This is a genomic window from Mycolicibacterium moriokaense (assembly GCF_010726085.1).
GTDB lineage: Bacteria > Actinomycetota > Actinomycetes > Mycobacteriales > Mycobacteriaceae > Mycobacterium > Mycobacterium moriokaense.
This window is the reverse complement of record NZ_AP022560.1, coordinates 1,690,284-1,716,487: the sequence shown is the minus strand read 5'-3', so window position 1 is coordinate 1,716,487 and position 26,204 is coordinate 1,690,284. Positions and strand designations below refer to the sequence as shown.

The following is a 26,204-nucleotide window of genomic DNA, read 5'->3' as shown; positions in this document are numbered from 1 at the left end:
TCAAGCCGCCCGGTCAGCCTAAAAACGCCAGGTCAGGCAGGAGATTCAGGAATCGAAATTAGGTCGACACTGCCCTGCGGTTTCCCGTCGAGCGCCACCAGGAGGTCCGCGACCATCTGCACCAGTTCAAGATCACGGATGCGCGGCGCAGCAAGGCCGTCGCCTGCGCGCGGAATCGGCACCTGCACCGTCGACGTCGTCGCACGGTACGTCGCGCTCGGATACAACCGCTTTAGTCGCACCTGCTGCGAATCCAGCAGCTGCAACGGCGAAACCTTCAGCGTCGCCTCCGAGACCGTGCTCAGCTCGGTGACACCGTAGTGACGGCACAACAGCCGCAGCCGCGCCACCGCCACCAAACGACGCGCAGGTTCGGGCAGCGGGCCATAGCGGTCGACGAGTTCGTCGACGACGGCAGCCACCGCGGTGTCGTCACCCGCCGCCGCCAGCCGCCGATAGGCCTCCAACCGCAGCCGGTCGCTGCCGATGTAGTCCGGCGGCAGATGTGCGTCGACCGGCAGATCGATCCGCACATCCTTCGGTTCTTCAGGTGCCGCAACGGTTTTCCCGTCTGCGGCGGCCCGATAGGCCTCCACGGCCTCGCCGACCAGTCGCACGTAGAGATCAAAGCCGACGCCGGCGACGTGGCCGGACTGCTCGGCGCCGAGCACGTTGCCCGCGCCGCGAATCTCGAGGTCTTTCAACGCAACTGCCATGCCTGCGCCGAGTTCGTTGTTCTGCGCGATCGTCGCCAGCCGGTCATAGGCCGTCTCCGTCAGCGGAACCTCGGGCGGATAAAGGAAATACGCGTAGCCCCGCTCCCGGCTGCGTCCCACCCTGCCGCGCAGCTGATGCAGCTGCGACAGCCCGAAAGTGTCTGCCCGCTCGACGATCAACGTGTTGGCGTTGGAGATGTCCAGACCCGTCTCGACGATCGTGGTGCACACCAGGATGTCGAATTCACGGTTCCAGAAACCCTCGACCGTGCGTTCCAGTTGTTCCTCGGGCATCTGGCCGTGCGCGACGGCGACGCGGGCCTCCGGCACCAGGGCCCTCACCTTGGCGGCGGCCTGGTCGATCGACCGTACGCGGTTGTGGATGTAGAAGGCCTGCCCGTCGCGCAGCATCTCGCGCCGCAGCGCCGCCGCTACCTGCTTGTCGTCATGCGGTCCGACGTACGTCAGCACCGGGTAGCGCTCCTCGGGCGGGGTGAGGATCGTCGACATCTCACGGATGCCGGCGAGGCTCATCTCGAGCGTGCGCGGAATCGGGGTGGCACTCATGGTCAGCACGTCGACGTGGGTGCGCATCGACTTGATGTGCTCCTTGTGCTCGACACCGAAACGCTGTTCCTCGTCGACGACCACCAAGCCGAGGTCTTTCCACGTCACGCCGGTCTGCAGCAGCCGGTGCGTGCCGATCACGATGTCGACCGAGCCGTCCTTCATGCCTTCGAGAACCGCCCGCGATTCGGCGGGATCGGTGAAGCGGGACAACCCCTTTACCGTCACCGGGAATCCGGCCATCCGCTCGGTGAACGTCTGCAGGTGCTGATCGGCGAGCAGCGTCGTCGGCACCAGCACCGCGACCTGCTTACCGTCCTGCACCGCCTTGAATGCCGCCCGCACCGCGATCTCCGTCTTGCCGTAGCCGACGTCGCCGCAGATCACCCGGTCCATCGGGACCGGCTTTTCCATATCGCTCTTGACCTCGGTGATGGCCGTGAGCTGGTCGACGGTCTCGGTGAACCCGAACGCGTCCTCCATCTCGGCCTGCCACGGGGTGTCGGGCGCAAACGCGTGCCCCGGGGAGGCCTGACGCTTGGCGTACAACGAGACCAGCTCGGCGGCGATCTCACGAACCGCCCTGCGCGCCTTGGTCTTGGTGTTCGCCCAGTCGCTGCCGCCCAGCCGGCTCAGCGTCGGCGCTTCCCCGCCGACGTAGCGGGACAGCTGATCAAGCGAGTCCATCGGCACATAGAGCTTGTCGGTGCCGCCGCCGCGCTTGCTCGATGCGTATTCGAGCACCAGGTATTCGCGACGCGCTCCGCCGACGACCCGTTCGGTCATCTCGACGAAGCGGCCGATGCCGTGTTGATCGTGCACCACCAGGTCGCCCGCCGTCAGCGCCAACGGGTCAACCACGTTGCGGCGCTTAGCCGCTAGCCGCTTGCCCTCGGCGGCTGCGACCCGGTTACCGGTCAGATCCGTCTCGGTGATGATGACCAGATTCGTCCCCGACACCACGACACCGTCGTGCAGCGGACCCTTCAGCACCCCGACGACGCCCTCCTTGGGAACGTCACCCGACTCCAAAAGGGCTGCGGGAGTGTCGGATTCAGCAAGTTGCTCGATGACGCGGTGCGCGGTGCCCGTGCCAGGGGTGACGACGGCCGCGTATCCGCCCGTCGCAACGTGGGCGCGCAGCATCGCGAAGATTTCGTCGATGTTGGACTGCTGACCCCGCGCCGACGGCGCCGGGCGGATGTCGATCGCCAGCGCGTCCTCGTCGGACAGCTGGCTCAGCGTCCACCACGGATGGCCGCCCTCGCGCGCCGCGGCACGGGCGTCGTCGAGCTCGATGAACCCCGAGGCGCCCATCGCCTCGAGGTCGATCGGCACGTCGCCGCCCACCGCCGCCGTCGACCACGACGCCTCGAGGAACTCGCGGCCCGTCTTGATCAGGTCGGCCGCGCGGGTGCGGACCTTCTCCGGGTCGCAGATCAGCACGGGGGTGTTCTCGGGAAGATGCGCGGTCAGCGTCGACAGGTCGGTGGGACGCAACAGCGGCAGCAGCGCCTCCATGCCGTCGACGGGAATGCCCTCCGACAGCTTGGCGAGCATGTCGGGCACGCTGCCGGCAATGGTGTTGTCCCCCACCGGATGTTCGGCCGCCAACTTGGCGGCGCGGTCGCGGACGTCGTCGGTCAGCAGCACCTCCCGGCACGGGACGGCGATGAGTGTGTCGACCTCGATTTCCGGGATCGAGCGCTGATCGGCGACGGCGAACATCCGCATCTCGGAGACCTCGTCGCCCCAGAACTCGATGCGCATCGGATGCTCGGCGGTCGGGGGGAAGACGTCGAGGATGCCGCCGCGCACCGCGAACTCGCCGCGCTTGCCGACCATGTCGACGCGGGTGTAGGCGAGGTCGACGAGCCGGGCGATGACGGCGTCGAAGTCGGCCTCGGCGCCGACGGTCAGCGTCACGGGCTCGATGTCGGCGAGGTCGGGAGCCATCGGCTGCAATAGCGACCTGGTGGTCGTCACGACGACGCGCAGCGGTGGGCCGAGACGTTCGTCGTCGGGGTGGGCCAGCCGGCGCAGCAGCATCAGGCGCGCGCCGACGGTGTCGACGCCGGGCGACAGTCGCTCGTGCGGGAGCGTCTCCCAGGAGGGGAACAGAGCGACGGCGTCGCCGAAGACACCGCGCAGTTCGGCGGTCAGGTCGTCGGCTTCGCGTCCGGTCGCGGTGACGACGAGCAGCGGGCCCGTCGCGGCGAGCGCGCTGGCGACGAACACCCGGGCGCTGGCCGGTCCGACGAGGCTGAGATCGACCGGCCTGTCAGCGGCGCGGGCGGTGACCTCCTGGAGGGAGGGGTCCCGTAGCGCCAGGTCGACGAGCCCGGCGATCGGGGTCTGGGCACGGTTGATCCCCGATAAGGTCATGATGCGCCCATCCTATGCGCGCGCTGATTCTGCGATTTCGGCGTGCTCGGTCACGCTGAGCGGTACCCAGCACGCCGAAATCGCCGGTTATTCGTCGAGCAGCGGCGGGTCGTGCTCCAGATGCATCAGCCCGTTCCAGCACAGGTTGACCAGATGCGCGGCGACGACCTCTTTCTTGGGTTCCCGCACATCGAGCCACCACTGCGCCGTCATCGAGACCGAGCCGACCAGCGCCTGCGCGTACAGCGGTGCCATTTCGGGGTCCAGGCCGCGGCGCGAGAAGTCCCCGGCGAGGATCGAGGACACCTGGTTGACGGCCTCGTTGAGCAGGGTCGAGTAGGTGCTGCCCGACGTGATCGCCGCAGGCGAGTCGCGGATGAGGATGCGGAACCCGTCGGTGCGTTCATCGACGTAGGTCAGCAGCGCGAGCGCCACCCGCTCGATGCGCAGCCGGGACCGGTTGTTGGTCATCCTGGTCAGCGACGACGTGATGCGGTCCAGCAGCGCCGACATCTCGCGGTCGACCACGACCGCGTACAGCCCCTCTTTGCCGCCGAAATGCTCGTAGACGACCGGCTTGGAGACGTTGGCGCGCTGCGCGATCTCCTCGATCGAGGTGCCTTCGTAGCCACGCTCGGCGAACAACGACCGGGCGATGTCGATCAGCTGGTGTCGCCGCTCCGCGCCGGTCATCCTGGCGCGGGGCGTACGCACACCACTTTCCGGGCTATCGGACTTCGAGGGCACTGCCACGGGTTTCAGGGTAGGCCCTTCGACTAACATCGCGGGTTGATCGATCCGTCGTGGTGTAATCGGCAGCACCTCTGATTTTGGTTCAGATAGTTCAGGTTCGAGTCCTGGCGACGGAGCTCCTTTTCGCACGACGACCGACCGATGAACGGCCAGCGTAATTGTGTCTGCAGCTCGGTCATGGGCAGAATGCCGCGAACGAGGCCTGACAATTCGACGGCTAATGTGCCTAGTTATGCACAGGCCGACGTGAATCCGACGACGAAAGCCGCCGTCAAATGTCGAGGGATTCGCAGTCGCGCCTAGGAGAATGGACTCGCAATGACCGATCCTGATTCCGCGGTCGTGGTCTTGGCCGCCGGTGCCGGCACGCGCATGCGCTCCGACACCCCGAAGGTGCTGCATCCCCTCGCCGGCCGCAGCATGCTGTCGCACGCCCTGCACGCGGTCGCCAAGGCGGCCCCGCAGCACCTGGTCGTGGTGGTCGGCAAGGACCGCGACCAGGTGGTGCCTGCGATCGACGAACTGGCCGCTGACCTGGGCCGGAGCATCGACGTCGCGGTTCAGGACCAGCAGTTGGGCACCGGCCACGCCGTCGCATGCGGGCTGACGGCGCTGCCCGCGGAATTCACCGGCACGGTCGTCGTCACCTCGGGCGACGTCCCGCTGCTGGACGCCGACACCCTCGCCGATCTGATCACCACGCACAGCGGCGAGTCCGCCGCCGCGACGGTCCTCACGACGACGCTCCAAGATCCGACGGGCTACGGCCGCATCCTGCGCACCCAGGACCGCGAGGTCATCGGCATCGTCGAACAGGCCGATGCCAGTCCGCAGCAGCTGGCCATCACCGAGGTCAACGCCGGGGTGTACGCGTTCGACATCACCGCGCTGCGGTCGGCGCTGAGCCGGCTGCGCTCGGACAACGCCCAGCAGGAGCAGTACCTGACCGACGTCATCGCCATCGTCCGGTCCGACGGCCACGTGGTGCGCGCCAAACACGTCGACGACGCCATGCTGGTCGCAGGCGTCAACGACCGGGTGCAGCTGGCCGAACTCGGCACCGAGCTCAACCGCCGCATCGTCGCCGCACACCAGCGCGCCGGGGTGACGATCACCGACCCGGCGACAACCTGGATCGACGTCGACGTGACCATCGGCCGCGACACCGTCATCTATCCCGGCACCCAGCTTCTGGGCGCCACCCGCATCGGCAGCCACGCCCAGATCGGCCCCGACACCACGCTGACCGACGTCACCGTCGGCGACGAGGCGATGGTCGTCCGCACCCACGGCAGCCAATCCACGATCGGCAACGGCGCCGCCGTAGGCCCCTTCGCGTACCTGCGGCCCGGCACCGTGCTGGGCGCCGAGGGCAAGCTCGGCGCCTTCGTCGAGACCAAGAACTCCACGATCGGGACGGGCACCAAGGTGCCGCACCTGACCTACGTCGGCGACGCGGACATCGGCGAGCACAGCAATATCGGTGCGTCCAGCGTGTTCGTCAACTACGACGGCGAGAACAAGAGCCGCACCACGATCGGCTCCCATGTGCGCACCGGGTCCGACACGATGTTCGTCGCGCCGGTGACCGTCGGCGACGGCGCCTACACCGGCGCGGGCACCGTCGTGCGAGAGGACGTGCCGCCCGGCGCGCTGGCGGTGTCGGCCGGCCCGCAGCGCAACATCGAGGGCTGGGTGGCGCGCAAACGTCCCGGATCCGCGGCTGCGGCCGCCGCGGCCGCAGCCTCCGTCGAAAACAACGGTGAACAGGACCCCGAAAAGCCGTGAGCCGGTTGCCAGGTGTTGGTGAACTGGCAACCCGTACGATTGAGCCGATATCGATCCCGAGCAATGAGGGCACCGTGGGCACCGAGTGGACCGACAACCGTAAAAATCTGATGTTGTTCTCGGGTCGTGCGCACCCCGAACTCGCTGAACAGGTCGCCAAAGAGCTCGACGTCCACGTCACCGCGCAGACGGCTCGCGACTTCGCCAACGGCGAGATCTTCGTCCGGTTCGACGAGTCCGTGCGCGGCTGCGACGCGTTCGTGCTGCAGTCCCATCCGGCGCCGCTGAACCAGTGGCTGATGGAACAGCTGCTGATGATCGACGCGCTCAAGCGCGGCAGCGCCAAGCGGATCACCGCGATCCTGCCGTTCTATCCCTACGCCCGTCAGGACAAGAAGCACCGCGGCCGCGAGCCGATCTCGGCCCGCCTGGTCGCCGACCTGCTCAAGGCCGCGGGCGCGAACCGGATCGTCAGCGTCGATCTGCACACCGACCAGATCCAGGGCTTCTTCGACGGCCCTGTGGACCACATGCGGGCGCAGAAGCTGCTGACCGGCTACATCGCCGACAACTACGCCGACCACGACATGGTTGTGGTCTCTCCCGACTCAGGCCGCGTGCGCGTCGCCGAGAAGTGGGCCGACGCGCTCGGCGGTGTTCCGCTGGCCTTCATCCACAAGACCCGCGACCCGCTGGTGCCCAACCAGGTCAAGTCGAACCGCGTCGTCGGCGATGTGAAGGGCAAGACCTGCGTCCTGACCGACGACATGATCGACACCGGCGGCACGATCGCGGGTGCGGTGAATCTGCTGCGCGAAGACGGTGCCCGCGACGTCATCATCGCCGCCACGCACGGTGTGCTGTCGGATCCGGCGCCGCAGCGGCTCGCGGAATGCGGGGCGCGTGAGGTCATCGTCACCAACACGCTGCCGATCGACGAGGAGAAGCGGTTCCCGCAGTTGACTGTGCTCTCGATCGCACCGCTGCTGGCGAACACCATTCGCGCGGTGTTCGACAACGGTTCTGTCACAAGCCTTTTCGACGGATCCGCGTAGTGGCCGGCGCGACCATATTCCACAACCCCAAATGCTCCACCTCGCGCAAGACGCTGGAGCTGTTGCGGGACAACGGCATCGAGCCGACGGTCGTGCAGTACCTCAAGACGCCGCCGACGCGCGCCGAGCTCGTGAAGATGATCAAGGACGCGGGCATCGACGTACGCACGGCCGTACGCAAGAAGGAAGCGCTGTACAAGGAGTTGGGCCTGGCCGATGCCAGTGACGACGAGCTGCTCGACGCGATGGCCGAACATCCCATCCTCATCGAGCGCCCATTCGTCGTGACCGCGAAGGGCACTCGGCTGGCCCGGCCGATCGACGCGGTACGAGAGATTCTGTGAGAGTTCGCCACAGCGTGGTGGCGGCCGCGCTCGCGGTCCTCGCGGTATCGGGCTGCGCGCCGGAAGCGCCTGACTATCAATCGATCTGGTCGACGTCCTCGACGACGACCACCACCACTTCGGCCAGCGATGAACCGGCAGTGCCGATCGCGACCTACCTGGAGCAGAAGGGTGTGGCCGGGGAACCCATTCCTGCGGACAAGCTCACCGATCTGACGGTGACGTTCCCGACGCCGCCGGGCTGGAAGCCCTTCTTCAACTCCAACCTGTCACCGGGAACCCGGGTGATCGCCAAGGGCACCACATATCCGACGGCCATGGTGATCGTGTTCAAGCTCAACGGCGACTTCGACGTCAACGAGGCCATCAAGCACGGCTACGTCGACGCAGAGATGTCGGATAACTTCAAGCGCCTCAATGCGTCGATGGACAACTTCAAGGGTTTCCCGTCGGCGATGATCGAGGGCAGCTACGACCTCAACGGCACCCGCATGCACACCTACAACCGCATCGTCATCGCGACGGGAGGACCGCCGGCCAACCAGCGCTACCTCATCCAGTTCACGGTGACGGGCTACGCGGACAAGGCCGTCGAGGATGCGCCCGATATCGAGGCGATCATCAAGGGCTTCAACGTCGCGGTGCCGAAATAACGTTGTCGCGAAATGGAATTCCAGCAGCGAAAGCACGAGTAGCGGCCTGCTGGAATGCAATTTCGCGATCGGAATCAAGGCCGCCAGCCACGGGAAGCCATCGCGTTCCAGGCCCGTCGGACAATGTCTTTGGGGTGGTCCTCCTTGATGACGCGAAGGACGATCCAGCCGAGACTCTCTATCAACGGTATGACGCGTTGGTCCTTCACGTATTGCACGCGCGATGTCTGATGCTGCTCACCGTCGTACTCGGCGACGACCATGAACTCCTCCCAACCCATATCGACGGTGCGAAGCACTTTCCCGTTGCGATCGAGGATCGGTATCTGCGTGGACGGCCGCGGGAGATGTGCATCGATATAGAGGAGTCGCAGCCATGTCTCCCGCGGGGAAGCGGCACCCCCGTCCACGAGCGTCAGCGCCTCCTTGAGTAGCTTCACGCCCCGCGCGCCGCGATACCGCTTGGCCAAAAGTAGGACCTCTTCCTCAGAAAACGGCCTCGCACGCATCAAGGCATCCATGCGAGCGATGGCCTCGCCGCGGTCCAAGAAGCGGCCTAGATCGAACGCGGTGCGCGCAGGAGTCGCGATGGGAATCCCCGACCAGGTGAACTCGTCGTCCGAGATCCGCTCATTGCGCGTCACGATGCCCGCCGGCGGCCGCGCGCTGTTGTAGAGCAGTTCGATAGCAACATCCGCGTCGACCCACCCCGCGCCGTGCAATGCCGACGCGGCCACGCCGGTGATTATCGCGGCCCGCTTTGACCACAGCCACGCTCCAGTAGCCCGATCGGTGAGTGACAGGTCGTGCCACCTGGGCGCATACACGTTCGGATACAACGGCCGGTGCCACCGCGCGAGCTCATGTCGAGTCACCGTGCCGCGCGCGACGGCTTCGGTGCCGATAAATACCTCCCCCATGGCGAGATGTTGCAGACTCGCACCGACATCGCCCGCGAAATTGCATTCCAGCAGGCCGTCACTCGAACTTTTGCTGCTGGAATGCCATTTCGGCGAGTGGTGTCCGTAGGGTGGTCCGCATGACTGAGTGGACCGCCGCCGATCTACCCTCCTTCGCCGGCCGTACCGTCATCGTGACCGGGGCCAACAGCGGACTGGGCCTCGTCACCGCGCGTGAGTTGGCCCGCGTCGGCGCGAAGACGATCCTGGCCGTGCGCAACAAGACCAAGGGCGACGAGGCCGCCGCATCCATGACAGGTGATGTCGAGGTTCGCAAACTCGACCTGCAGGACCTGGCGTCGGTGCGCGCGTTCGCCGAAGGCGTCGACAACGTCGACGTGCTGGTGAACAACGCCGGCATCATGGCCGTGCCGTACGCGCTGACCGTCGACGGGTTCGAGAGCCAAATCGGCACCAACCATCTGGGCCACTTCGCTCTGACAAACCTGCTGCTGCCGAAGATCACCGACCGCGTGGTAACCGTGTCCTCGGGGCTGCATCTGCTCGGCCGGATCAACCTCAAGGACCTGAACTGGAAGGCAAGGCCCTATTCCCCGTGGCGCGCATACGCCCAGTCCAAGCTGGCCAACCTGCTGTTCACCAGCGAGTTGCAGCGTCGGCTGAACGCGGCGGGGTCGCCGGTGAAGGCGCATGCCGCCCATCCCGGCTATTCGGCGACCAACCTGCAGGGCCAAACCGGCCGCAAGCTCGGCGACGCCTTCGCGACGTTCGGCAACAAGTTCGCCACCGACGCCGACTTCGGCGCCCGCCAGACGCTGTACGCGGTGGCCAAGGATCTTCCCGGTGACTCGTTCATCGGGCCGAAGTACACGATGTGGGGCCCGACCGGCCCGACCCCGTTTCGCAGTCCGGCGGCGCGCGACTCAGCGACGGCCGCCGGGTTGTGGGAGTTGTCCGAGCAGCTCACGGGCACCACGTTCCCCCTCTGATTTGGGCTTGAGCAGCAGCTCCGGCTACCCTGGCTACTAATCACGGCGAGGGTGACCGAGCATCAGGTCACCGTTATCGACGCGAACCTTCTTCGAGGGATGTCGCCCTGGCCGTGCTCAGAACACGACAGGAGCAGAACCCAATGGCCAAGAACGCACCGAACAACCTCGCCGCCGCGGTCCGCAAGCAAACCGGCAAGGGCGCCTCGCGGCGCGCACGACGCGACGGCAAGGTGGTCGCGGTCCTTTATGGCCACGGCAGCGATCCGCAGCATCTCGAGCTCAACGCCCACGACTTCGCCGCGGTGCTGCGTCACTCCGGCACCAACGCGGTGCTCACCCTCGACATCGAGGGCAAGGAGCAGCTGGCGCTGACCAAGTCGCTCGACATCCACCCGATCCGCCGCACCATCACCCACGCCGACCTGCTGGTCGTGCGCCGCGGCGAGAAGGTGACCGTGGAGGTCAACGTCATCGTGGAGGGCGAGGCGATCTCGGGCAGCCTGGTCACCCAGGACGCGAACACCATCACCGTCGAGGCCGACGTGCAGTCCATCCCCGAGCACCTCACCGTGTCGGTCGAGGGCGCCGAGATCGGCACCCAGTTCACCGCGGGTTCGATCGAGCTGCCCCAGGGTGTCTCGCTGGTCTCCGATCCCGAGACACTGGTCGTCAACGTTGTGGCCGCCCCGACCGCCGAGGATCTCGAGGCCGAGGGTGCCGGCGCCGAGGGCGAGGCCGAGGGCGAAGCTCCCGAGGGCGAGGCGGCCGCAGAAGCGGGCGAAGGCGAAGAGGCACCCGCCGCGGAATCGGAGTAGTTCGACATGGCCGAGCCTCAACTCGTGGTCGGCCTCGGCAATCCCGGTCCGCAATACGCCACGACGCGGCACAACCTCGGTTTCCTCGTCGCCGACATCCTGGCCGATCGCATCGGCTCGGGCTTCAAGGTGCACAAGAAGTCGGGGGCCGAGGTGGTCACCGGTCGGCTCGGCGGCCGTTCGGTGGTGCTCGCGAAACCGCGCTGCTACATGAACGAGTCCGGACGCCAGGTGGCGCCGTTGGCGAAGTTCTATTCGATCGCGCCCGCGGACATCATCGTCGTGCACGACGAGCTCGACATCGAGTTCGGGCGGATCCGGCTGAAGTTCGGCGGCGGCGTGGCAGGCCACAACGGCCTGCGGTCGGTGGGATCTGCGTTGGGCACCAACGACTTTCAACGGGTGCGCATCGGAATCGGCCGTCCGCCGGGCCGGATGGAGGGCGCGGCGTTCGTGCTCGGCACCTTCACCTCCGCCGAGTGGAAAGAGGTGCCGACGATTTGCGAGCAGGCCGCCGACGCGACCGAGCTACTGCTGTCGCAGGGGTTGGAACCGGCGCAGAACACGGTGCACGCCTGGGGCTAGTACCTGTGCGTCGGGGCCGCGAGCGTGCTGATCGGCGCCTCGGTGGCCAGTCGGCTGGCCACGAATTGCGCTGCCTGCGTTGTTAATCCGGCCTCGACGTAGTGACTGTGCGCGGGTCGGTCGTCGCCGCTGGAGCACACCGGATCGCCGCCGTTGCACAGGTCGATGGTCTTGTAGCCGTACTGCGGGCTGAGCGTGGTCAACGGTCCGCCGAGCAGTTTGATCGACGGATTGCCGAACACCGCGACAGCCGCGACGTGATCGGCGACAGCGGGCGGCATCGGGTTGACGAAGGACAGCGTCGGCGTCGCAGCCACCGTGATGATGTCGACCACCGCGGCGCCCTGCGAGTAACCCCCGAGCACGATCTTGGTGTCGGGGCAGTTCACGGCGGTGTTCTGGACGAACGCGCTTGCGTCGTTGGCGCCGTCCGCCGCCCTCATGAAGTCCAGCGTGGCCGGATAGTTGACGGCGTACACCGACACCGTTTTACCCGGCACCAGTGGCCGCAACGCTTCGACGAACGCATCGCCCACCCGCCCCGCTCCGGCCGGCTCGCCGGTACCCCGCGCGAACACGACCTGCACATCGGGACAATCAGGACCCTGGGCCACGGCCACACCCGTCGCACCTGCGACCAGCGTCACACCCGAAAATGCCACCACAGCAATGCCGATCGCCAAGCGGCGAATGAACATGGCGCGCAACGCCGCCACCTCGACGATCTTCATGCTCTCGCAAACGTCGGGGTGCGACGGATTTATTTCACGCCGGCGATTCCGCTGTCGACGACCTTGACCTGTTTGTGCGGGAATCGACGTTCGGCGTGCTCCATGGCCGCCGAGTTCGGCAGCACGTAGAGCGTCTCCTTCTTCTCCTGCAGCGGCTTGAGGACAAGGTCCATGAAGCTCTTGCGGTTGTCGAGGTAGGGCTCGATGACGTCCTCACCCGCCGGACACACCGCCAGGCAGTACGCCGCTTTGTAGTTGGCCTTGAACGACAGGCTCTGCCACATCGAGGCGTTCTCGGAATCGCTTACCCGCGAACGGAAGTCGGCGGCGTCCTCACTGTCGGCGATTGTCTGCACCCAGTCGGTGAAACCGCCCATGAACTCGCGATAGTTGTGCACCGAGCACGCGAGGAAGTCGAACTCCCCGTCCTTCTTGATCGCCCCAACCGGGCAGGCCGCCACGCAGAGCTTGCATTCCAGACACGGCGAGTAGTCCAGCGGTTCACCGTATTCACTGATCGGCGCCGCGACCAGAACCGTGCCGAGAAGAATGAAGTTGCCGAACTTCGGGTGGATCACGTTGCGGTGGATCCCCATCACGCCCAACCCGGCCGCGACGGCGACGGGTTTGTGCGCCACCACCCAGATGCGGCCCGGGAACCTGTCCATTTCCATCGGGAACGACATCGACGGGTTGATGGCCCGGTAGCCGGCGTCCTCCAGCGCACGGGTGATCCGGTGTGCGGCCTCGTTCATGATCTCGCCGCTGCGGTGGAACTCCTGATTGGCCACGCTGCGCGCCGTCGACCGGACGTTGTCGCGGTTCATCTTCACCACCAGCGAGATGTAGCTCGCAGCACCGGGCAGTGCGCCTTCGACGTGTTCACGCTCGGAGGCCAGCTCGGGATTGTCGACGCTCGCGAACGCGACGTCGTCGACACCCGCATCCAGGCATACCTGCCGCAGCCATTCGGCGTCGATCACCCCGGGCTTCACCGTCTTGCGGGCTCGCACCTTGCGCACCGTCGGATGGTCGGCCAGTCGCGCGGGGATGCTCTGGGTCATGCTAGGTATAGTACACAATACTCAGCATGGGCGCACGGCCGTCAAAGTTGACCGCGGCTAGGCCGCTCAGAGAAATGAGTTCTCGGCGGTGAGTCCCCGCTCGGGGAACGCGCCGAGCGCGAACGTCTCGGCGTTGCCCAACCCGACACCCCCCTCGACGGGATCCTCGACACGCACCAGCAGATCCCGGAGCTGATGCAGTTCGCGTGCCTTCTCGGGTCTGTGGCAGTCGACGACGTGGTTGCCCTCGACCCTGAGTTCGCCGACCCACTGGCCGTACACCCAGTCGTTCCAGCCGTAGTAGCCGGCGGTGCCGAGATGAAAGCCGCCGGGCCCCGCCGCCGTAATCTTGAGCGGACGTTTGGACCCGTCGGAATCGACGAGCGTCACGGTGCCGTGGGTGAATCGACGGTTGTCGTCCTGGAAATACAGGTCCTGTTCAACCGACGCGAAACGGTGCGAGCTGCCGTCGTAGTTCTGTTGCTCTGCCTGCGAACGGATCTCGAGGAACCCGTCGCCACGCTCCTCCTGGTACATGACGAACAGCGAGTACGTCGACCCGTCCTGACGCGTCATCATCATCGGCAGCCACGTCATGAACATCTGCTTGATCTTCCTGCCCCCTCGGGGCAGTCCCGGAATAGGCTTACCGACCCCCGGCCGCAGTCCCCACGAATGGTCCCGGATCGAAATCCATTCGTCGGCTTTGATTTCGGCGCGTGTGCCTTCGACCTCCACCCACCCAGAGGCCACCCCGATCTGGTGATACCGCAGCACGTTGTGCGTGACGCGGTAACCGTCGGGACTGCGGTCCGGCCACGGATCCTCCAGCGCCGCATCAAAACTCCCGCTCAGCTTGACGTCGAACGCGATGGGGGCGTGCTCCGTCGCATCCAGACTCACCCGGATGGTGCGCAACGGCTCCACCACGCGGTAGTGGATGGGGCCGACGTGAGTGCCGGACGGGTCTGACGACAACCGGCGCCCGGCCCTCACGGTCCACTGCTCGGTGCCGCGGCATACTCCTGCGGCGCCGTCGAACACGCCGCGGTTGGTGTACTTGCCGACGCCGAGAACCACTTGCAGCGAGTTGTCCCTCGCGTGGGCGATGGTCCAGATCTTCTCGGTCCATGAGGGGTCCGACTGGCTGACAGTGGCGAAGGTGTCGACGATCTGGTGGGTGAGGAGTTCGTCTTCCGGCACCAGCGCGCCGTAGTTCGTCGTCAGCAATGCGGCTACCTTTCTGCGGTTCCGGCGGAACCAGAGAATCCGAAGAACTTCGTCATATCGGTACCACGGTCGTATTCGCGCATCCAGGTATCGGCCCAATCCGGCAGCGGCTGATCGGCGGGGTCGTGGCGCGGGGTCTGCGACAGCGCCAGCCGCCACGCCATCGTCACCAACTGCATCGTCGGGACTGGCCCGAACAGCGAGGGCGGGCCGGTGCGCGGCCGCCGCTTGCGACCGGGGAGCCGGTTGCGGAACTCGCGGGTGAAAAATCCCTTGGACAGCAGCTCGACCGCCGAGAGACCGCGATCGTCGAAGGGAACGACGGCGTCGAACGTGGTCGCGATCTCCTCCATCACGGAGCCGACGTGGCTGAACGTGCCCTTGATGTGCTTGACCCGATACCAGGGGTCGGGATTGATGTGCCTGCACAGGATCAGACCGGAGCTGCGATGCTCGATCTCCTCGACGAAGTGCCACATCATCAGCGAGGCGACGCGCCAGTCTCCCCCGGTGAACAGCGAATCACGGTTGTCCAGAAGCACTTTGAACAGCGGCGTGAACGTCGCCTCGAGGTTGGCGATGTACGCGGCGTGGAACTCGACTGGCTGCTCGTCGAGGAGTCGGTCGTAGGCGGCGCAGGCGTCCTCGTAGCACCGTTCCAGTTCGGGGTAGCGCGCCACGAGGGCGAGCATGTGCTTGCGGTGCGCTGAGGCGTGCTGCGCTTCCTGCCGCAGAAACGCATCGGCTTCTGAAGCGACCGTGGGATCGTCGCTGAGCTTGCCCTCGGCTCTGCGGACGACGCTGACAATGTAGCGCTCGAACGGCACGGCGATGAACGTGAACGCATTGCAGAACAGGCCGAACGCTGGGTTCTGCGGCTGCCAGTTGAACGGCACCGACTCGTCGAACTCCCAGGCGATCTTGCGAACGACCAGGTCCGTCACCGGCCGCCACCTCCCCTGTGCGGGCTTAACATTGGCACCAACAGTGTCACTTGTCGCGTATCCGACACCGAGGCCCTGGATAGCGTTAGTGTGACATTTGGACCATTAGATGTAAAGGACGCGATGGTGGCTTCTCGCCCTTCCGCCGATGCGGACCTGCCGATGCGGCGACGGATTCTCGCCGCCACCTTCGTCGTGCTCGCCAGGGATGGCAGGCGCAAGTTGCAGCTCTCGGACGTGGCGGCGGAGGCCAAGGTGTCGCGTCCGACGCTGTATCGCTACTTCGGCTCCAAGGAGGGGCTGCTCGAGGCGTTCGCGCTCTACGAACAGGACAACTTCGACGCGGGCCTCGCCGCGGCGATCACCGGCCTCACCGGGAATGAACGTCTCGACGCCGCACTGCGGTTCATCGTCGAATTTCAGAGCACCTATTCGCTGGGCTCACTCGCCGATATCGAACCGGAGCACGTGCTGCAACAGATGCAGCGAGTGCTGCCGATCATCCACGAGCGCGTCGCCCGCATCATCCCCGGCGACGACAGCGACGTCGGGGCGGCGGCCGTCGTGCGAATCGCGGTGTGCCACTATCTGATCGGCAGCGGCACCCCCGAGCAGTTCCTCGCCGAACTACGGCACGCCGCGGGCCTGGGACCGTCGCGTCGCAGGCTGCCGCGGGTGGTCAACGGCTAGCGAGCGAGCCAGTCGGCGGTCTTCGCGGCGATGACCTCCGGCTGTTCGAGAGCAGGAATGCCCTACCCCGTCGACGATTTCGAAATTCGATCCCGCAGCGGGTAGATGGGTGGGCACGTCACTGAGCAGCTCGGCGCCGTGCAGGCACAGCGTCGGCACCGGCGGCGGCTGCATCGAGGCCACCGCGGTCGGCGAGATCGGGACCGAGGTGCCGCCAGGTGTGCGGGGTGTCGGGGAAGTCGTTGACGAGGATCGCGAGCGGGCGGCTCGTGTCGGCGATGTCTCCGAAAGTCAGCGACGGGGCCATCAACGAAGCGTATTACATTTGAGGCGCTCAACGTAAAGCTCAGATTCTTTACATCCAGCGGGCGCTGTGTAAATCTGTTCGGCATGGCTGGCATCACGCTCGTCCAACGCGACCTCGCCGCCACCCGGGCGCAGCTGCAGAAGTGGTTCAAGCATCGCTTCGCCGGCGAAGCCGTCGTCTCGGAACTGAGTACAGCTAATCGGGCGGCGGGATGGTCGAGCGAAAGCCTGGTGTTCTCCGCCGAGGTCGACGGCGCGACAAACGAGTACGTCATCCGGATCCCGCCGAGCGGCGGAGGAATCTTTCGCGAATACGATCTCGGCGCGCAGACTCTGACGCAGGAACTGCTCCACGAGTACGGCATCGCGACGCCGTCACCGATCCTGTACGAGCCCGACCGCGCCTGGATCGGCTCGAAATTCCTTGTGATGCCGCGCATCGTCGGGCACACACCGTCGGACACCTCGTACGCCACGCGGGGCTGGATGCACGACGCCGGCCCCGAGGTCCAGCGCCGGGCACACGACGGGTTCCTCGAAACACTCGTGCGGCTGCAGAGCGTTCCGGTCGACGAGGCGCCGTGGCTGGAGCGGCCAGCCGGGTTCGGCGTGTCGGCGGAACTCGCGTGGTGGCACGAGTACGCGCGGTGGGGATCCGACAACCAGGTGCCCGACGTGCTCACCGAGGCGTTCGAGTGGTTGCGCCGACGACAGCCCGACGAGACCGCACCACCGACGATCTGTTGGGGTGATGCCCGGATGTCCAACGCGATCTTCGACGACACCGGCCGGCTCGTCGGGGCGCTGGACTGGGAACAGGCGTGCGTGTGCCCCGCCGAGGCCGACTTCGCGTGGTGGTTGGCGACGCGTAAGCAGATGCTGGAGGTCAACGGCCTCGACCTCGACCCGGAGCTGCCCGGCTTCGACAGCCGCACCGCCGTGGCCCGCAGGTTCGAGGAGATGATCGGCCGCGAACTCGAAAACCTGGACTGGTACGAGATTTTCGCGATGGTGCGGATGGGCTGCTGCATCATGCGCACTCAGGTGCTGTTGCGCAACAACGGCCAGGGTGACCACTTTCTGACGAAGGCACCGATCCTGCCCGCCTGGACTATCGACGCGATCCGCGCCTAATCACGTCGCACGTTCGAAACGCGAGCAGACGCGAACGCCCCTAAATACGCGATATTTTGGGGGTGTTCGCGTCTGCTCGCGAGTACTAAGTGACCAGGGAGACCGAGGTGGAGCGGCGCAGCTTGCCCGACGGAGTCTTCGGGATGCTGCCCGGACCGAGCACGACGACGTTGCGCGGACGCACGTCGACCTCGGCGACGACCTCGTGGGCGACCTGCCGCTCGATGCGATGCACCTCGGCTGGGTCCTGCCAGGCGTTGGATTCGACGGCCACGGCGAAGGTTTCTCGCGAATGGCCCGCGTCCAGTCGCACGGCGACGGCACAGCCGGGGCGGACTCCCTCGACGCGGCACGCCGCACGCTCGATGTCGGTCGGGTAGATGTTGCGGCCGGCCATGATGATGACGTCCTTGACGCGGCCGCACACGATGATGTTGCCCTCCTCGGTGATGTAACCGAGGTCGCCGGTGTCGTACCAGCCGTGCTCGTCCTGGGTGGGGATGAAACCGCCCATGGTGATGTAGCCGGGCGTCAGGCACTCACCGCGCAGCTCGATGACACCGACGCCGCGGGGCGGCATCACGTTGCCCTGCTCGTCGATGACGCGCGCCTCGAGGTCCTTCAGCAGCGGGCCGAGCGAGGCCAGCCGCCGGGTGTTGCCCTTGGTGGCGGGCACGGCGCGACGCAGCGCGGCCAGCAGGTCGGCGTCGACCTCGTCGACCACCAGGCCCGCACCGCACGGCGAGAACGACACCGCCAGCGTCGTCTCGGCCATGCCGTAGGCCGGCAGGATCGCCTCGGGCCGCAGGCCGAACGGCTTGCCCGCGTCGAGCAGGTCCTCGACGTCGGCAGGCTCGACGGGCTCGGCGCCCGACAGCGCGAACCGCAGCGTCGACAGATCGAAGTCGCCGGGCTTGGCCTGGCGCCGCAGCCGCTTGGCGAACAGCGCGTACGCGAAGTTGGGCGCCGCGGTCATGGTGCCCTTGTACTTGTCGATGAGCTTGGCCCACAGCAGCGTGTCGCGCAGGAAGTCCATCGGCGTGACCTTGACCAGCTCCGCGCCGAAGTACATCGGGATGGTCAGGAAGCCGACCATGCCCATGTCGTGGAAGCAGGGCAGCCAGCTGACCATGACGTCCTTCTCGACGTCGTACTCGGCGCCGATGAACATCGCCTCCGCGTTGGAGTAGATGTTGCGGTGCGTGATCTGCACGGCCTTGGGGGATCCGGTGGATCCGGAGGTCAGCTGCATCAGCGCGAGGTCGTCCTCGCCGACGTCGATCGGGTCGATCGGCTCCGACGCCAACAGGTCGGCGACGGTCAGGACCTTGATGCCCTTCTCCTCCAGCACCGGGATGGCCACCAGGAACGGCTCGGAGACGATGACGGCCTTGGCCTCGATCATGCCGATGACGTTCATCGTGTCCTCGGCCCAGATCACGAGGTCGGTCCTCGGTGTGGGCTGGTGAAGCATCGTCAGGCAGGCGCCGCGCATCCACAGGGCCTGCGCGGTGGGCGCGATCTCCACGGGGAAGCCGGCGAGCACGCCAACCGAGTCCCCGAGGCCGATGCCCGCCTGCGCGAGGCCACCCGCGATGCAGCGGGCCCGCTCGTGGACCTCGCCCCAGGTGTGGCGGACGGGCTCATGCGGTTCACCGGTGACCATGCCCGTTTTGGCGGTTCGGGCGTTGCGGTACATCTTCTCGGTGAATCGGCTCACCACAACCTCCTCGGTCCCGGGACAGCAAATGCCCGATTGTCATACTCCGCCTGATCAGGGGCGCTTTCCAGGAGGCGCGCACACAATTGGGGAGCGGTTGAGTCTCGAATTGGTGATGCCTCGCGACGGGCCAGTACGAAACGACCACCGAGGCTGTCGGTGGCCGTAACTATCGCGTCCAATCCATGACCGCTAGTTTTCACCGTCGATCATCTTAAACAACTCTTAAGTAAGTGCCAAAATATCGCGATTATTGAGGTCTGTGTCACACGCGGATCAGACAGACGCCGACGGCGCCGGCACCACCCGAGCGCCCTGCACCGGCCCGCTGGCGACGCGCACCGTCCGGCACACCCCGGCCCCTGCCATCTCCGAGGCGACGTCGACCGCCGCGGCGGCCGACTCGCATAGGAACGCACACGTCGGCCCCGAACCCGACACGATGCCGGCGAGCGCGCCCGCCTCGGTACCCGCCCGCAGCGTCCGGCGCAGACCGGGGTCCAGCGACAGCGCCGCGGCCTGCAGGTCGTTGCCGAGCAACGGCGCCAACTCTGCCGGATCGCCCGAGGCCAGCGCCGCCAGTACCGGCTCAGGATCGTCGAGGCGCGGGGGCGCGTTGCGGTCCCCTGCCTCACGCAGCCGATCGAGTTCGGCGAAGACCGCCGGTGTCGACAGCCCGCGGTCGGCGAACGCCAGCACCCAATGAAACATGTTGCGTGCCAACACGGTTGCCAGCTCTTCGCCGCGGCCGGTCCCCAGTGCGGTTCCGCCGTGCAGCGCGAACGGCACGTCGCTCCCCAGCTGGGCGGCCAGCGCGTGCAGGTCGCGGCGCGGCACACCCAGCTCCCAGAGCGTGTTCATGGCGACGAGCACCCCGGCCGCGTCGGCGCTGCCGCCCGCCATCCCGCCTGCGACGGGAATCGACTTCTCGACGACGATCGCGACATCGGGCGCCCGACCGACGTGGTCGGCCAGCAACTCGGCGGCGCGCCACGCGAGGTTGCTCGAATCGGCAGGCAGCGTATCGGCGCCCTCCCCCGTGAGCTCCAGCGACAACACGTCCGCGTTGCGGACTGTGACCTCGTCGAGCAGCGAAACCGCATGAAACACGGTGGTCAGCTCGTGATATCCGTCGTCGCGGCTATCCCCCACCTCGAGGTACAGATTGACCTTGCCCGGCACGCGCACCGTGACCGATCCGGTCGGAACCCACTCGGAGGCGGTGCTGCCATTGGACACCAGACGACACTATCGGAGTCGGTCCCCCGCCAGCAGCCGTCTGAGCAGGTCAATGCCGCTGATGAAGCCCCTAGTCTGGGAACGTGCTCTCGCCGGGCGAGCGGTTCGAAGGTCACGTCGTCGATGAAGTGGTCGGCCGCGGCGGATACGCGACTGTCTATCGGGCGCACGACGCGACCGGCCGGGAAGTGGCACTGAAGGTGCTCGACGGTCATCTCAGCGATCTCGCGCACATCGCCCGACTGAAGCGCGAGTTCGAATTCGCCCAGCGCCTGCACCATCCCCATATCGTGACGGTGTTCGACCGCGGACCCGGATGGCTCTCGATGGAACTCGTCTGGGGCAGCGACGTCACCGAGGTGGATTCCGTGGCCGCACGGCTCACCGCGCTGGAGCAGATCGCCGACGCGCTGGACTATGCGCACAACCGCGCGATACTGCACTGCGACGTCAAGCCGCCGAATATCCTTGTTCGCCAGGATCTTTCGGACGCTGTCCTCATCGACTTCGGCGTCGCGCACACGATCGCCGACGATATCGGCTACCGGCCGACGCAGATCGAGGCGTCGTTGCCTTATGCCGCACCGGAACTGATCACCGGACACGCCCCGACCGAAGCCACCGACGAGTACGCGCTGGCCTGCACCGTCGTCGAACTGGTCACCGGGTCGCCGCCGTTCACGGCGCCGACCGCACTCGGCCTCATCGAAGCGCATCTGCACCTGACGCCGCCGCGTTGGTCACGCGAAAGTTCTTGGCTGCCACGCATTTTCGACTCGATCGCGGCCAAAGCACTGGCGAAAGCGCCGGACGACCGCTACGGATCGTGTCGTGAGTTCGTCGCACTGATAGCTCGGGCGCTGCGCTGAGCGGCCCCGCGCTGATCACACCCGGACAGTGCCCTCGCTTTGCCGCCGATGGAGCACGACGGGCTTGGGCTCATCCTCTTCGGCCTCCTGGGTCCGCTGCAGCAGCCTGACGAAATCGGCGACCGACAGGGTCTCCCCGCGCCGAGACGGGTCAATGCTCGCGGCGAGCAGCCGACTGGCCGACTCGTTGCCCGAACCCGCCCATTCGGCGAAGGCGTTGCGCGACGTCTTGCGGCGTTGCGCGAATGCGATGTCGATCAGGTTGAACACCTGCTCGCGGAATTCCGGGTCGGAGGGCCACGGCGGCGTCTCGTAGCGGTCGATCCGCACCAGACCCGAATACACCCGCGGGATGGGCCAGAAGACCGTCGGCGAGACCATGCCGTAGCGCCGGACATTGCCGAAGTAGCGAACCTTGACGCTGGGCACGCCGTAGTCCTTGCCACCCGGTTCGGCGGCCAGCCGCTCGGCGACCTCCGCCTGCACCATCACCATCACGGTGCGGATCGAGGGGAACTCGGCGAGCAGGTGCAGCAAAGCCGGCACCGCGACGTTGTAGGGCAGATTGGCGACCAGAGCCGTCGGCTCTTCGGGCAGCTCGGTACGACTCAGATGAAGAATGTCTCGATTGAGAATTGTCAGCCGGTTGATTTCGCTGTGAGAATGTTCAGCGACGGTGATGGGCAGCTGCCGCGCGAGAACAGGGTCGATCTCCACAGCCGTTACCCGTGCCCCCCGGTCGAGCAGGGCCAGTGTCAGCGAGCCCAATCCCGGCCCGACCTCCAGAACGTGGTCATGCCGGTTGACACTGGACGCCGAAACGATCCGACGAACTGTGTTGGCGTCGTGAACGAAGTTCTGGCCGAACGATTTACGAGGCCGGAAGTCGATCTCTCTCGCCAGGTGCCGTATCTCGGTCCGCCCGAGTAGTCGAATGGTCAGCGCGCCCCAATCCTCCCGCTGCATGTCGGCCATGCGCCCCACCCCTGGCGCGCCCGAGTGACCTCAGCAATCGCTATCTGTTCTTCTCTTGTTGCCAAATCGGCTCTGTCAGCATACCTCAGACCACCGTTGCGTTCCCAGGTGTTTTGGTCAAACTGGACACCGCCGTAATATCCGTTGCCGGTGTTGATGGCCCAATTACCTCCGGCTTCGCACCGAGCGAGTGCGTCCCAGACAACTCCGTTCGACACGGGGGGAACTTCGGTGCCGGGCTTGGCCCCAACGCGGAGCACGGCGTCGCGGGCCGGGACGACAACGACATTGGCTACTGGCATTCTCCCGGTTTCGACGCCGTTGATCTTTGCGATAGCAAACGTCACGTCCTGTGTTCCCGGGGTGCCGGGGTCCTCGACGACCTGGCGGCTCATGTTCATTGTCGGATCTTCGATGCGGTGATTGGCCGGCGGCAGCGGCACGCGTTCGGTGACCTTTTCGATGCGGATCCGCTTCACCTGAATCTGCATTCCGTCGACGATCGGCGAGGAGGCGGGCGGCACCACCTCGTCGCTTTGTTCGAGCGGTACGCCTGCCGCCTTTAGGAGGGCGGCGACGTTCGGAGCGGCGAGGTGCACGGTGCGTTCCACTCCGGCGTCGGCAAGGTGGACGGTCTTTGCGCTCACGACGGGAAGCGACATGCCTGACAGCGGCACTCGGCTTCCGCGCGACGCCGACGCGGGCGCCTTGTCGGTCATCTCCAGCTGGCGCAGCGCCTCGTCGACGGTCGACGCCGTCGTCCACACCTCACGGCTGTCCTCACCGTCGGTCGAGATCTGCAGCGGCCGGCTGCGACGCAGGACGATGGTGTCGGCATCGTTCACCGGTTCGTTGGCCGCCGGGAAGAGATCGTCGCGTTCGTCGACGTCGAATCCGTTCTCGCGGACAACGTCGATGACCCGCGTCTTCATGGTGGCAACGGTGACGGTCGAGCCGTCGACTGCCAGCGTCACCGTCTTGTGCGCAGCTACCGCGAAGCCACCTGCGAATGCCAGCGCAAGCAACGTCAGCCCGACCAAGAGCCGAAGCAGCGGCGAACGCTCTTCGTGAATTTTATTCAAGATATTCAAAACGTCGTTATCCCCGACTATCGGTTGGAGTCAGCCCGCGAAGCCTGCCGCGTTTGATCACAAGACGGTAACGAAAAGCCTTACGGGCAGCAACTCGCCAGCCCGTAAACACGGGCGGCCGTCGTCGTGGTTTCGTGCGCGATGTCCTCAGCAGGCCTGCTGAGAAGGTCGGCCAGCGCACGAACAGTGTAGGGGAGGCAGTAGGGCTCGTTCGGCGCGCCTCGGTACGGATGCGGCGTCAGGAACGGCGCGTCGGTCTCGACGAGCAGTTGCTCGGGCGGGATCAGCGACGCCGCTTCCCGGAGCGCAGTGGCGTTGCGGAAGCTGACGGTGCCGGACAGGCTGAGCACCCAGCCGTTGGCCACGCAGGTCCTGGCCATCTCGGCGTCCGACGAGAAGCAGTGGAAGATCACGGTGTCGGGTGCGCCCTCAGCGCGCAGAACGTCCAGGACCTCGGCGTCCGCGTCGCGGTTGTGGATCATCAGCGGCTTGCCGGTGCGCTTGGCCAGATCGATGTGCCAGGCGAACCCCTCCCGCTGGCTCGTAGGGTCGGCACACCCTCCGAGGCGGCCGGGCCAGTACATGTCCATGCCCGTCTCGCCGACGGCCACCACGCGAGGATGCTGGGCCAGCTGTTCGATGACGGTCTTGGCGTCGTCGGTGAGCGCGTTGGCGCGCGTGGGATGCAGGGCGACGGCGGCGTAGACGCGCGGATCGGCGTCGGCAGCCTCGGCGACCCAACGCGCGGATGCGAGGTCGTCAGCGATCGTCACAACCGCCTGCACGCCCACCGCCTCGGCCCGGTCGACGATCTCGTGGATGCTGGCGGCATCGGTCGCGCCGCACGCGTCGAGATGGGTGTGCGCGTCGATGAGGGGTACGAGCGGCTCCGGGGCCGGGGGCTTCTCCCGTCTGGCTGAGCGCTTGTCACTCACGGCCACACAATAAGCTGAGGTGCAAATGAGTACCTCGTCTTCCCCCGGCGCGGGGACGCGCACCCCGTACTACATCACCACCGCCATCGCCTACCCCAACGGCGACCCGCACATCGGGCACGCGTACGAGTACATCGCCACGGACTCGATCGCGCGCTTCAAACGGCTGGACGGCTTCGACGTCCGCTATCTGACGGGCACCGACGTGCACGGCCAGAAGATGGCCGAAACGGCCGCCGCCCTCGGCATTCCGACCGCCGAGCTGGCGCGGCGCAACTCGGATGTGTTCCAACGGCTGCAGGAACGGCTCAACATCTCGTTCGACCGCTTCATCCGGACCTCCGACGCCGACCACTACGAGGCGTCGATCGAGCTGTGGAAGCGGATGAACGAGTCCGGCGACATCTATCTCGACACGTATGCGGGCTGGTACTCGGTGCGCGACGAAGGTTTCGTCACCGAGGCCGAAACGAGCATCAACGCCGACGGGGTCCGGGTGGCCACCGAGACCGGTGCCCCCGTCACGTGGACCGAGGAGCAGACGTACTTCTTCCGGCTGTCGGCCTACACGGAAAAGCTGCTGGCGCACTACGAAGCGCACCCGGAGTTCATCGAGCCCGCCGTGCGGCGCAATGAGGTGGTCAGCTTCGTGTCCGGCGGATTGCGCGACTTCTCCATCTCGCGAACGACGTTCGACTGGGGTGTGCCGGTTCCGGACCATCCCGACCACGTGATGTACGTGTGGGTCGACGCGCTGACCAACTACCTCACCGGCGTCGGGTTCCCCGATACGTCCTCGCCGCTGTTCCAGCGGTACTGGCCCGCCGATCTGCACATGATCGGCAAGGACATCATCCGGTTCCACACCGTGTACTGGCCGGCGTTTCTGATGTCGGCGGGAATCGAGTTGCCGCGCAAGGTCTTTGTGCACGGCTTCGTACTCAACCGCGGCGAGAAGATGAGCAAGTCGGTCGGCAACGTGGTCGATCCGATCGCATTGGTCGACGCGTTCGGCGTCGACCAGGTGCGCTATTTCTTCCTACGGGAGGTGCCGTTCGGCCAGGACGGCAGCTACAGCGAGGAAGCGATCATCGGCCGCATCAACGCCGATCTGGCCAATGAGTTGGGCAACCTCGCGCAGCGGTCGCTGTCGATGGTGGCCAAGAATCTCGACGGAATCGTCCCTGAGCCAGGCGAATTCACCGCCGACGATCAGGAGTTGTTGGACGCCGCAGACAGGTTGCTCGAGCGGGTGCGCACGCATTTCGAGGCCACCGCAATGCATCTGGCGCTGGAGGCCATCTGGTCGGTGCTCGGCGCGGCCAATCGCTACTTCTCCGCGCAGGAGCCGTGGGTGCTGCGCAAGTCCGACGAGGCACGGTTTCGCACCGTGCTGTACACCACGCTGGAGACGGTGCGCATCGCGACGCTGTTGGCCCAGCCCGTGATGCCCGAGTCGACGGCCAAACTGCTCGACCTGCTCGGCGTGCCGGAGGATCAGCGGACGTTCGCGGCGATCGGTACGCGATTGGCGCCCGGCACCGAGCTGCCCGCCCCGGTGGGCGTCTTCCCGCGCTATCAAGTGGACTGACATCTTTCCGCGAGCAGACGCGTACACCCCCACTTTTGCGGAATTTCGGGGGTGTACGCGTCTGCTCGCGGTTCAACTGGAGTGACCCACGTCACTTTTTGTCACGATCGAC

24 protein-coding genes and 1 tRNA gene are annotated in these 26,204 nt (G+C 66.2%); 12 read left to right on the top strand and 13 right to left on the bottom strand.

The features are described from left to right. Window positions 1-32: 32 nt before the first annotated feature. Both mfd and G6N43_RS08410 read right to left on the bottom strand, forming a co-directional pair. Window positions 33-3,668 (bottom strand): transcription-repair coupling factor, encoded by a 3,636-nt coding sequence (mfd, locus tag G6N43_RS08415; protein ID WP_083148954.1) that lies wholly within the window; start codon window positions 3,666-3,668, stop codon window positions 33-35. A gap of 87 nt (window positions 3,669-3,755) precedes the next feature. Next, complete coding sequence (locus tag G6N43_RS08410; RefSeq protein ID WP_083148955.1) at window positions 3,756-4,361, bottom strand: TetR/AcrR family transcriptional regulator; 606 nt, start codon at window positions 4,359-4,361, stop codon at window positions 3,756-3,758. A gap of 104 nt (window positions 4,362-4,465) precedes the next feature. Between G6N43_RS08410 and G6N43_RS08405 the strand changes: the two genes are divergently transcribed. The 5 genes from G6N43_RS08405 (at window position 4,466) to G6N43_RS08385 (ending at window position 8,261) form a co-directional block, all read left to right on the top strand. Next, window positions 4,466-4,537 (top strand) — tRNA-Gln (locus G6N43_RS08405). A 202-nt stretch (window positions 4,538-4,739) separates the two neighbouring features. Beyond that, on the top strand, window positions 4,740-6,209 hold the full coding sequence (gene glmU / locus G6N43_RS08400; RefSeq protein WP_083148956.1) for a bifunctional UDP-N-acetylglucosamine diphosphorylase/glucosamine-1-phosphate N-acetyltransferase GlmU: 1,470 nt from the start codon (window positions 4,740-4,742) through the stop codon (window positions 6,207-6,209). Between the two features lie 74 nt (window positions 6,210-6,283). Continuing rightward, complete coding sequence (locus tag G6N43_RS08395) at window positions 6,284-7,264, top strand: ribose-phosphate diphosphokinase (RefSeq protein WP_083148957.1); 981 nt, start codon at window positions 6,284-6,286, stop codon at window positions 7,262-7,264. Beyond that, window positions 7,264-7,608, top strand: coding sequence for an arsenate reductase (glutaredoxin) (gene arsC, locus G6N43_RS08390; protein ID WP_234809971.1), 345 nt, complete (start codon window positions 7,264-7,266; stop codon window positions 7,606-7,608). The genes G6N43_RS08395 and arsC overlap by 1 nt, the downstream gene beginning before the upstream one ends. After that, entirely contained in the window at window positions 7,605-8,261 is a 657-nt protein-coding gene (locus tag G6N43_RS08385) for an LpqN/LpqT family lipoprotein (RefSeq protein WP_083148959.1), read from the top strand. The genes arsC and G6N43_RS08385 overlap by 4 nt, the downstream gene beginning before the upstream one ends. A 74-nt stretch (window positions 8,262-8,335) precedes the next feature. Here G6N43_RS08385 and G6N43_RS08380 read toward each other — a convergent pair whose 3' ends face one another. Then, entirely contained in the window at window positions 8,336-9,181 is an 846-nt protein-coding gene (locus tag G6N43_RS08380) for a hypothetical protein (protein WP_083148960.1), read from the bottom strand. 119 nt (window positions 9,182-9,300) lie between these two features. On the opposite strand from G6N43_RS08380, the gene G6N43_RS08375 reads away from it, so the two are divergent. The 3 genes from G6N43_RS08375 (at window position 9,301) to pth (ending at window position 11,573) form a co-directional block, all read left to right on the top strand. Next, a complete protein-coding gene (locus tag G6N43_RS08375) occupies window positions 9,301-10,170 on the top strand; it encodes an oxidoreductase (protein ID WP_083148961.1) in 870 nt (289 codons plus the stop codon). A gap of 143 nt (window positions 10,171-10,313) precedes the next feature. After that, the gene (locus tag G6N43_RS08370) at window positions 10,314-10,988 is read left to right on the top strand and encodes a 50S ribosomal protein L25/general stress protein Ctc (protein WP_083148962.1); all 675 of its coding nucleotides are present in this window, start codon (window positions 10,314-10,316) and stop codon (window positions 10,986-10,988) included. Between the two features lie 6 nt (window positions 10,989-10,994). Further along, window positions 10,995-11,573 (top strand): aminoacyl-tRNA hydrolase, encoded by a 579-nt coding sequence (gene pth, locus G6N43_RS08365; RefSeq protein WP_083148963.1) that lies wholly within the window; start codon window positions 10,995-10,997, stop codon window positions 11,571-11,573. Here pth and G6N43_RS08360 read toward each other — a convergent pair. The 4 genes from G6N43_RS08360 to G6N43_RS08345 form a co-directional block, all read right to left on the bottom strand. Further along, window positions 11,570-12,271 (bottom strand): cutinase family protein, encoded by a 702-nt coding sequence (locus G6N43_RS08360; RefSeq protein WP_110810264.1) that lies wholly within the window; start codon window positions 12,269-12,271, stop codon window positions 11,570-11,572. The genes pth and G6N43_RS08360 overlap by 4 nt on opposite strands. 62 nt (window positions 12,272-12,333) lie before the next feature. Beyond that, a complete protein-coding gene (locus tag G6N43_RS08355) occupies window positions 12,334-13,368 on the bottom strand; it encodes an epoxyqueuosine reductase (RefSeq protein WP_083148965.1) in 1,035 nt (344 codons plus the stop codon). Window positions 13,369-13,434: 66 nt separating this feature from the next. After that, window positions 13,435-14,598, bottom strand: coding sequence for an Rv3169 family protein (locus G6N43_RS08350; protein WP_083148966.1), 1,164 nt, complete (start codon window positions 14,596-14,598; stop codon window positions 13,435-13,437). 5 nt (window positions 14,599-14,603) lie between these two features. Then, window positions 14,604-15,542, bottom strand: coding sequence for a metal-dependent hydrolase (locus tag G6N43_RS08345; RefSeq protein ID WP_083148967.1), 939 nt, complete (start codon window positions 15,540-15,542; stop codon window positions 14,604-14,606). A gap of 123 nt (window positions 15,543-15,665) precedes the next feature. Between G6N43_RS08345 and G6N43_RS08340 the strand changes: the two genes are divergently transcribed. Then, window positions 15,666-16,232, top strand: a complete 567-nt coding sequence (locus G6N43_RS08340; protein ID WP_083148968.1) for a TetR/AcrR family transcriptional regulator — start codon at window positions 15,666-15,668, stop codon at window positions 16,230-16,232. Window positions 16,233-16,350: 118 nt separating this feature from the next. On the opposite strand, the gene G6N43_RS08335 is transcribed toward G6N43_RS08340, so the two are convergent. Continuing rightward, window positions 16,351-16,539 carry a hypothetical protein gene (locus G6N43_RS08335; protein ID WP_083148969.1) on the bottom strand — a complete coding sequence of 63 codons (189 nt, stop codon included), beginning with the start codon at window positions 16,537-16,539 and terminating at the stop codon, window positions 16,351-16,353. 83 nt (window positions 16,540-16,622) lie between these two features. On the opposite strand from G6N43_RS08335, the gene G6N43_RS08330 reads away from it, so the two are divergent. Continuing rightward, window positions 16,623-17,672, top strand: a complete 1,050-nt coding sequence (locus G6N43_RS08330) for a phosphotransferase family protein (protein WP_083148970.1) — start codon at window positions 16,623-16,625, stop codon at window positions 17,670-17,672. An 85-nt stretch (window positions 17,673-17,757) separates the two neighbouring features. Here G6N43_RS08330 and G6N43_RS08325 read toward each other — a convergent pair whose 3' ends face one another. Next, window positions 17,758-19,392, bottom strand: a complete 1,635-nt coding sequence (locus tag G6N43_RS08325) for a fatty acyl-AMP ligase (protein WP_083149199.1) — start codon at window positions 19,390-19,392, stop codon at window positions 17,758-17,760. 276 nt (window positions 19,393-19,668) lie between these two features. After that, window positions 19,669-20,631, bottom strand: a complete 963-nt coding sequence (locus tag G6N43_RS08320; RefSeq protein WP_083148971.1) for a 4-(cytidine 5'-diphospho)-2-C-methyl-D-erythritol kinase — start codon at window positions 20,629-20,631, stop codon at window positions 19,669-19,671. Window positions 20,632-20,714: 83 nt separating this feature from the next. On the opposite strand from G6N43_RS08320, the gene G6N43_RS08315 reads away from it, so the two are divergent. Continuing rightward, on the top strand, window positions 20,715-21,500 hold the full coding sequence (locus G6N43_RS08315; protein WP_083148972.1) for a serine/threonine-protein kinase: 786 nt from the start codon (window positions 20,715-20,717) through the stop codon (window positions 21,498-21,500). Window positions 21,501-21,515: 15 nt separating this feature from the next. Here G6N43_RS08315 and rsmA read toward each other — a convergent pair whose 3' ends face one another. From rsmA to G6N43_RS08300, 3 genes are all read right to left on the bottom strand, one after another. Then, window positions 21,516-22,442, bottom strand: coding sequence for a 16S rRNA (adenine(1518)-N(6)/adenine(1519)-N(6))-dimethyltransferase RsmA (rsmA, locus tag G6N43_RS08310; RefSeq protein WP_083149200.1), 927 nt, complete (start codon window positions 22,440-22,442; stop codon window positions 21,516-21,518). After that, window positions 22,439-23,566, bottom strand: coding sequence for a resuscitation-promoting factor (locus tag G6N43_RS08305; protein ID WP_083148973.1), 1,128 nt, complete (start codon window positions 23,564-23,566; stop codon window positions 22,439-22,441). The genes rsmA and G6N43_RS08305 overlap by 4 nt, the downstream gene beginning before the upstream one ends. Before the next feature lie 80 nt (window positions 23,567-23,646). Then, entirely contained in the window at window positions 23,647-24,501 is an 855-nt protein-coding gene (locus G6N43_RS08300) for a TatD family hydrolase (protein ID WP_083149201.1), read from the bottom strand. 25 nt (window positions 24,502-24,526) lie between these two features. Here G6N43_RS08300 and metG point away from each other — a divergent pair, with 25 nt between their 5' ends. Beyond that, window positions 24,527-26,092, top strand: coding sequence for a methionine--tRNA ligase (metG, locus tag G6N43_RS08295; RefSeq protein ID WP_083148974.1), 1,566 nt, complete (start codon window positions 24,527-24,529; stop codon window positions 26,090-26,092). Window positions 26,093-26,204 lie beyond the last annotated feature (112 nt).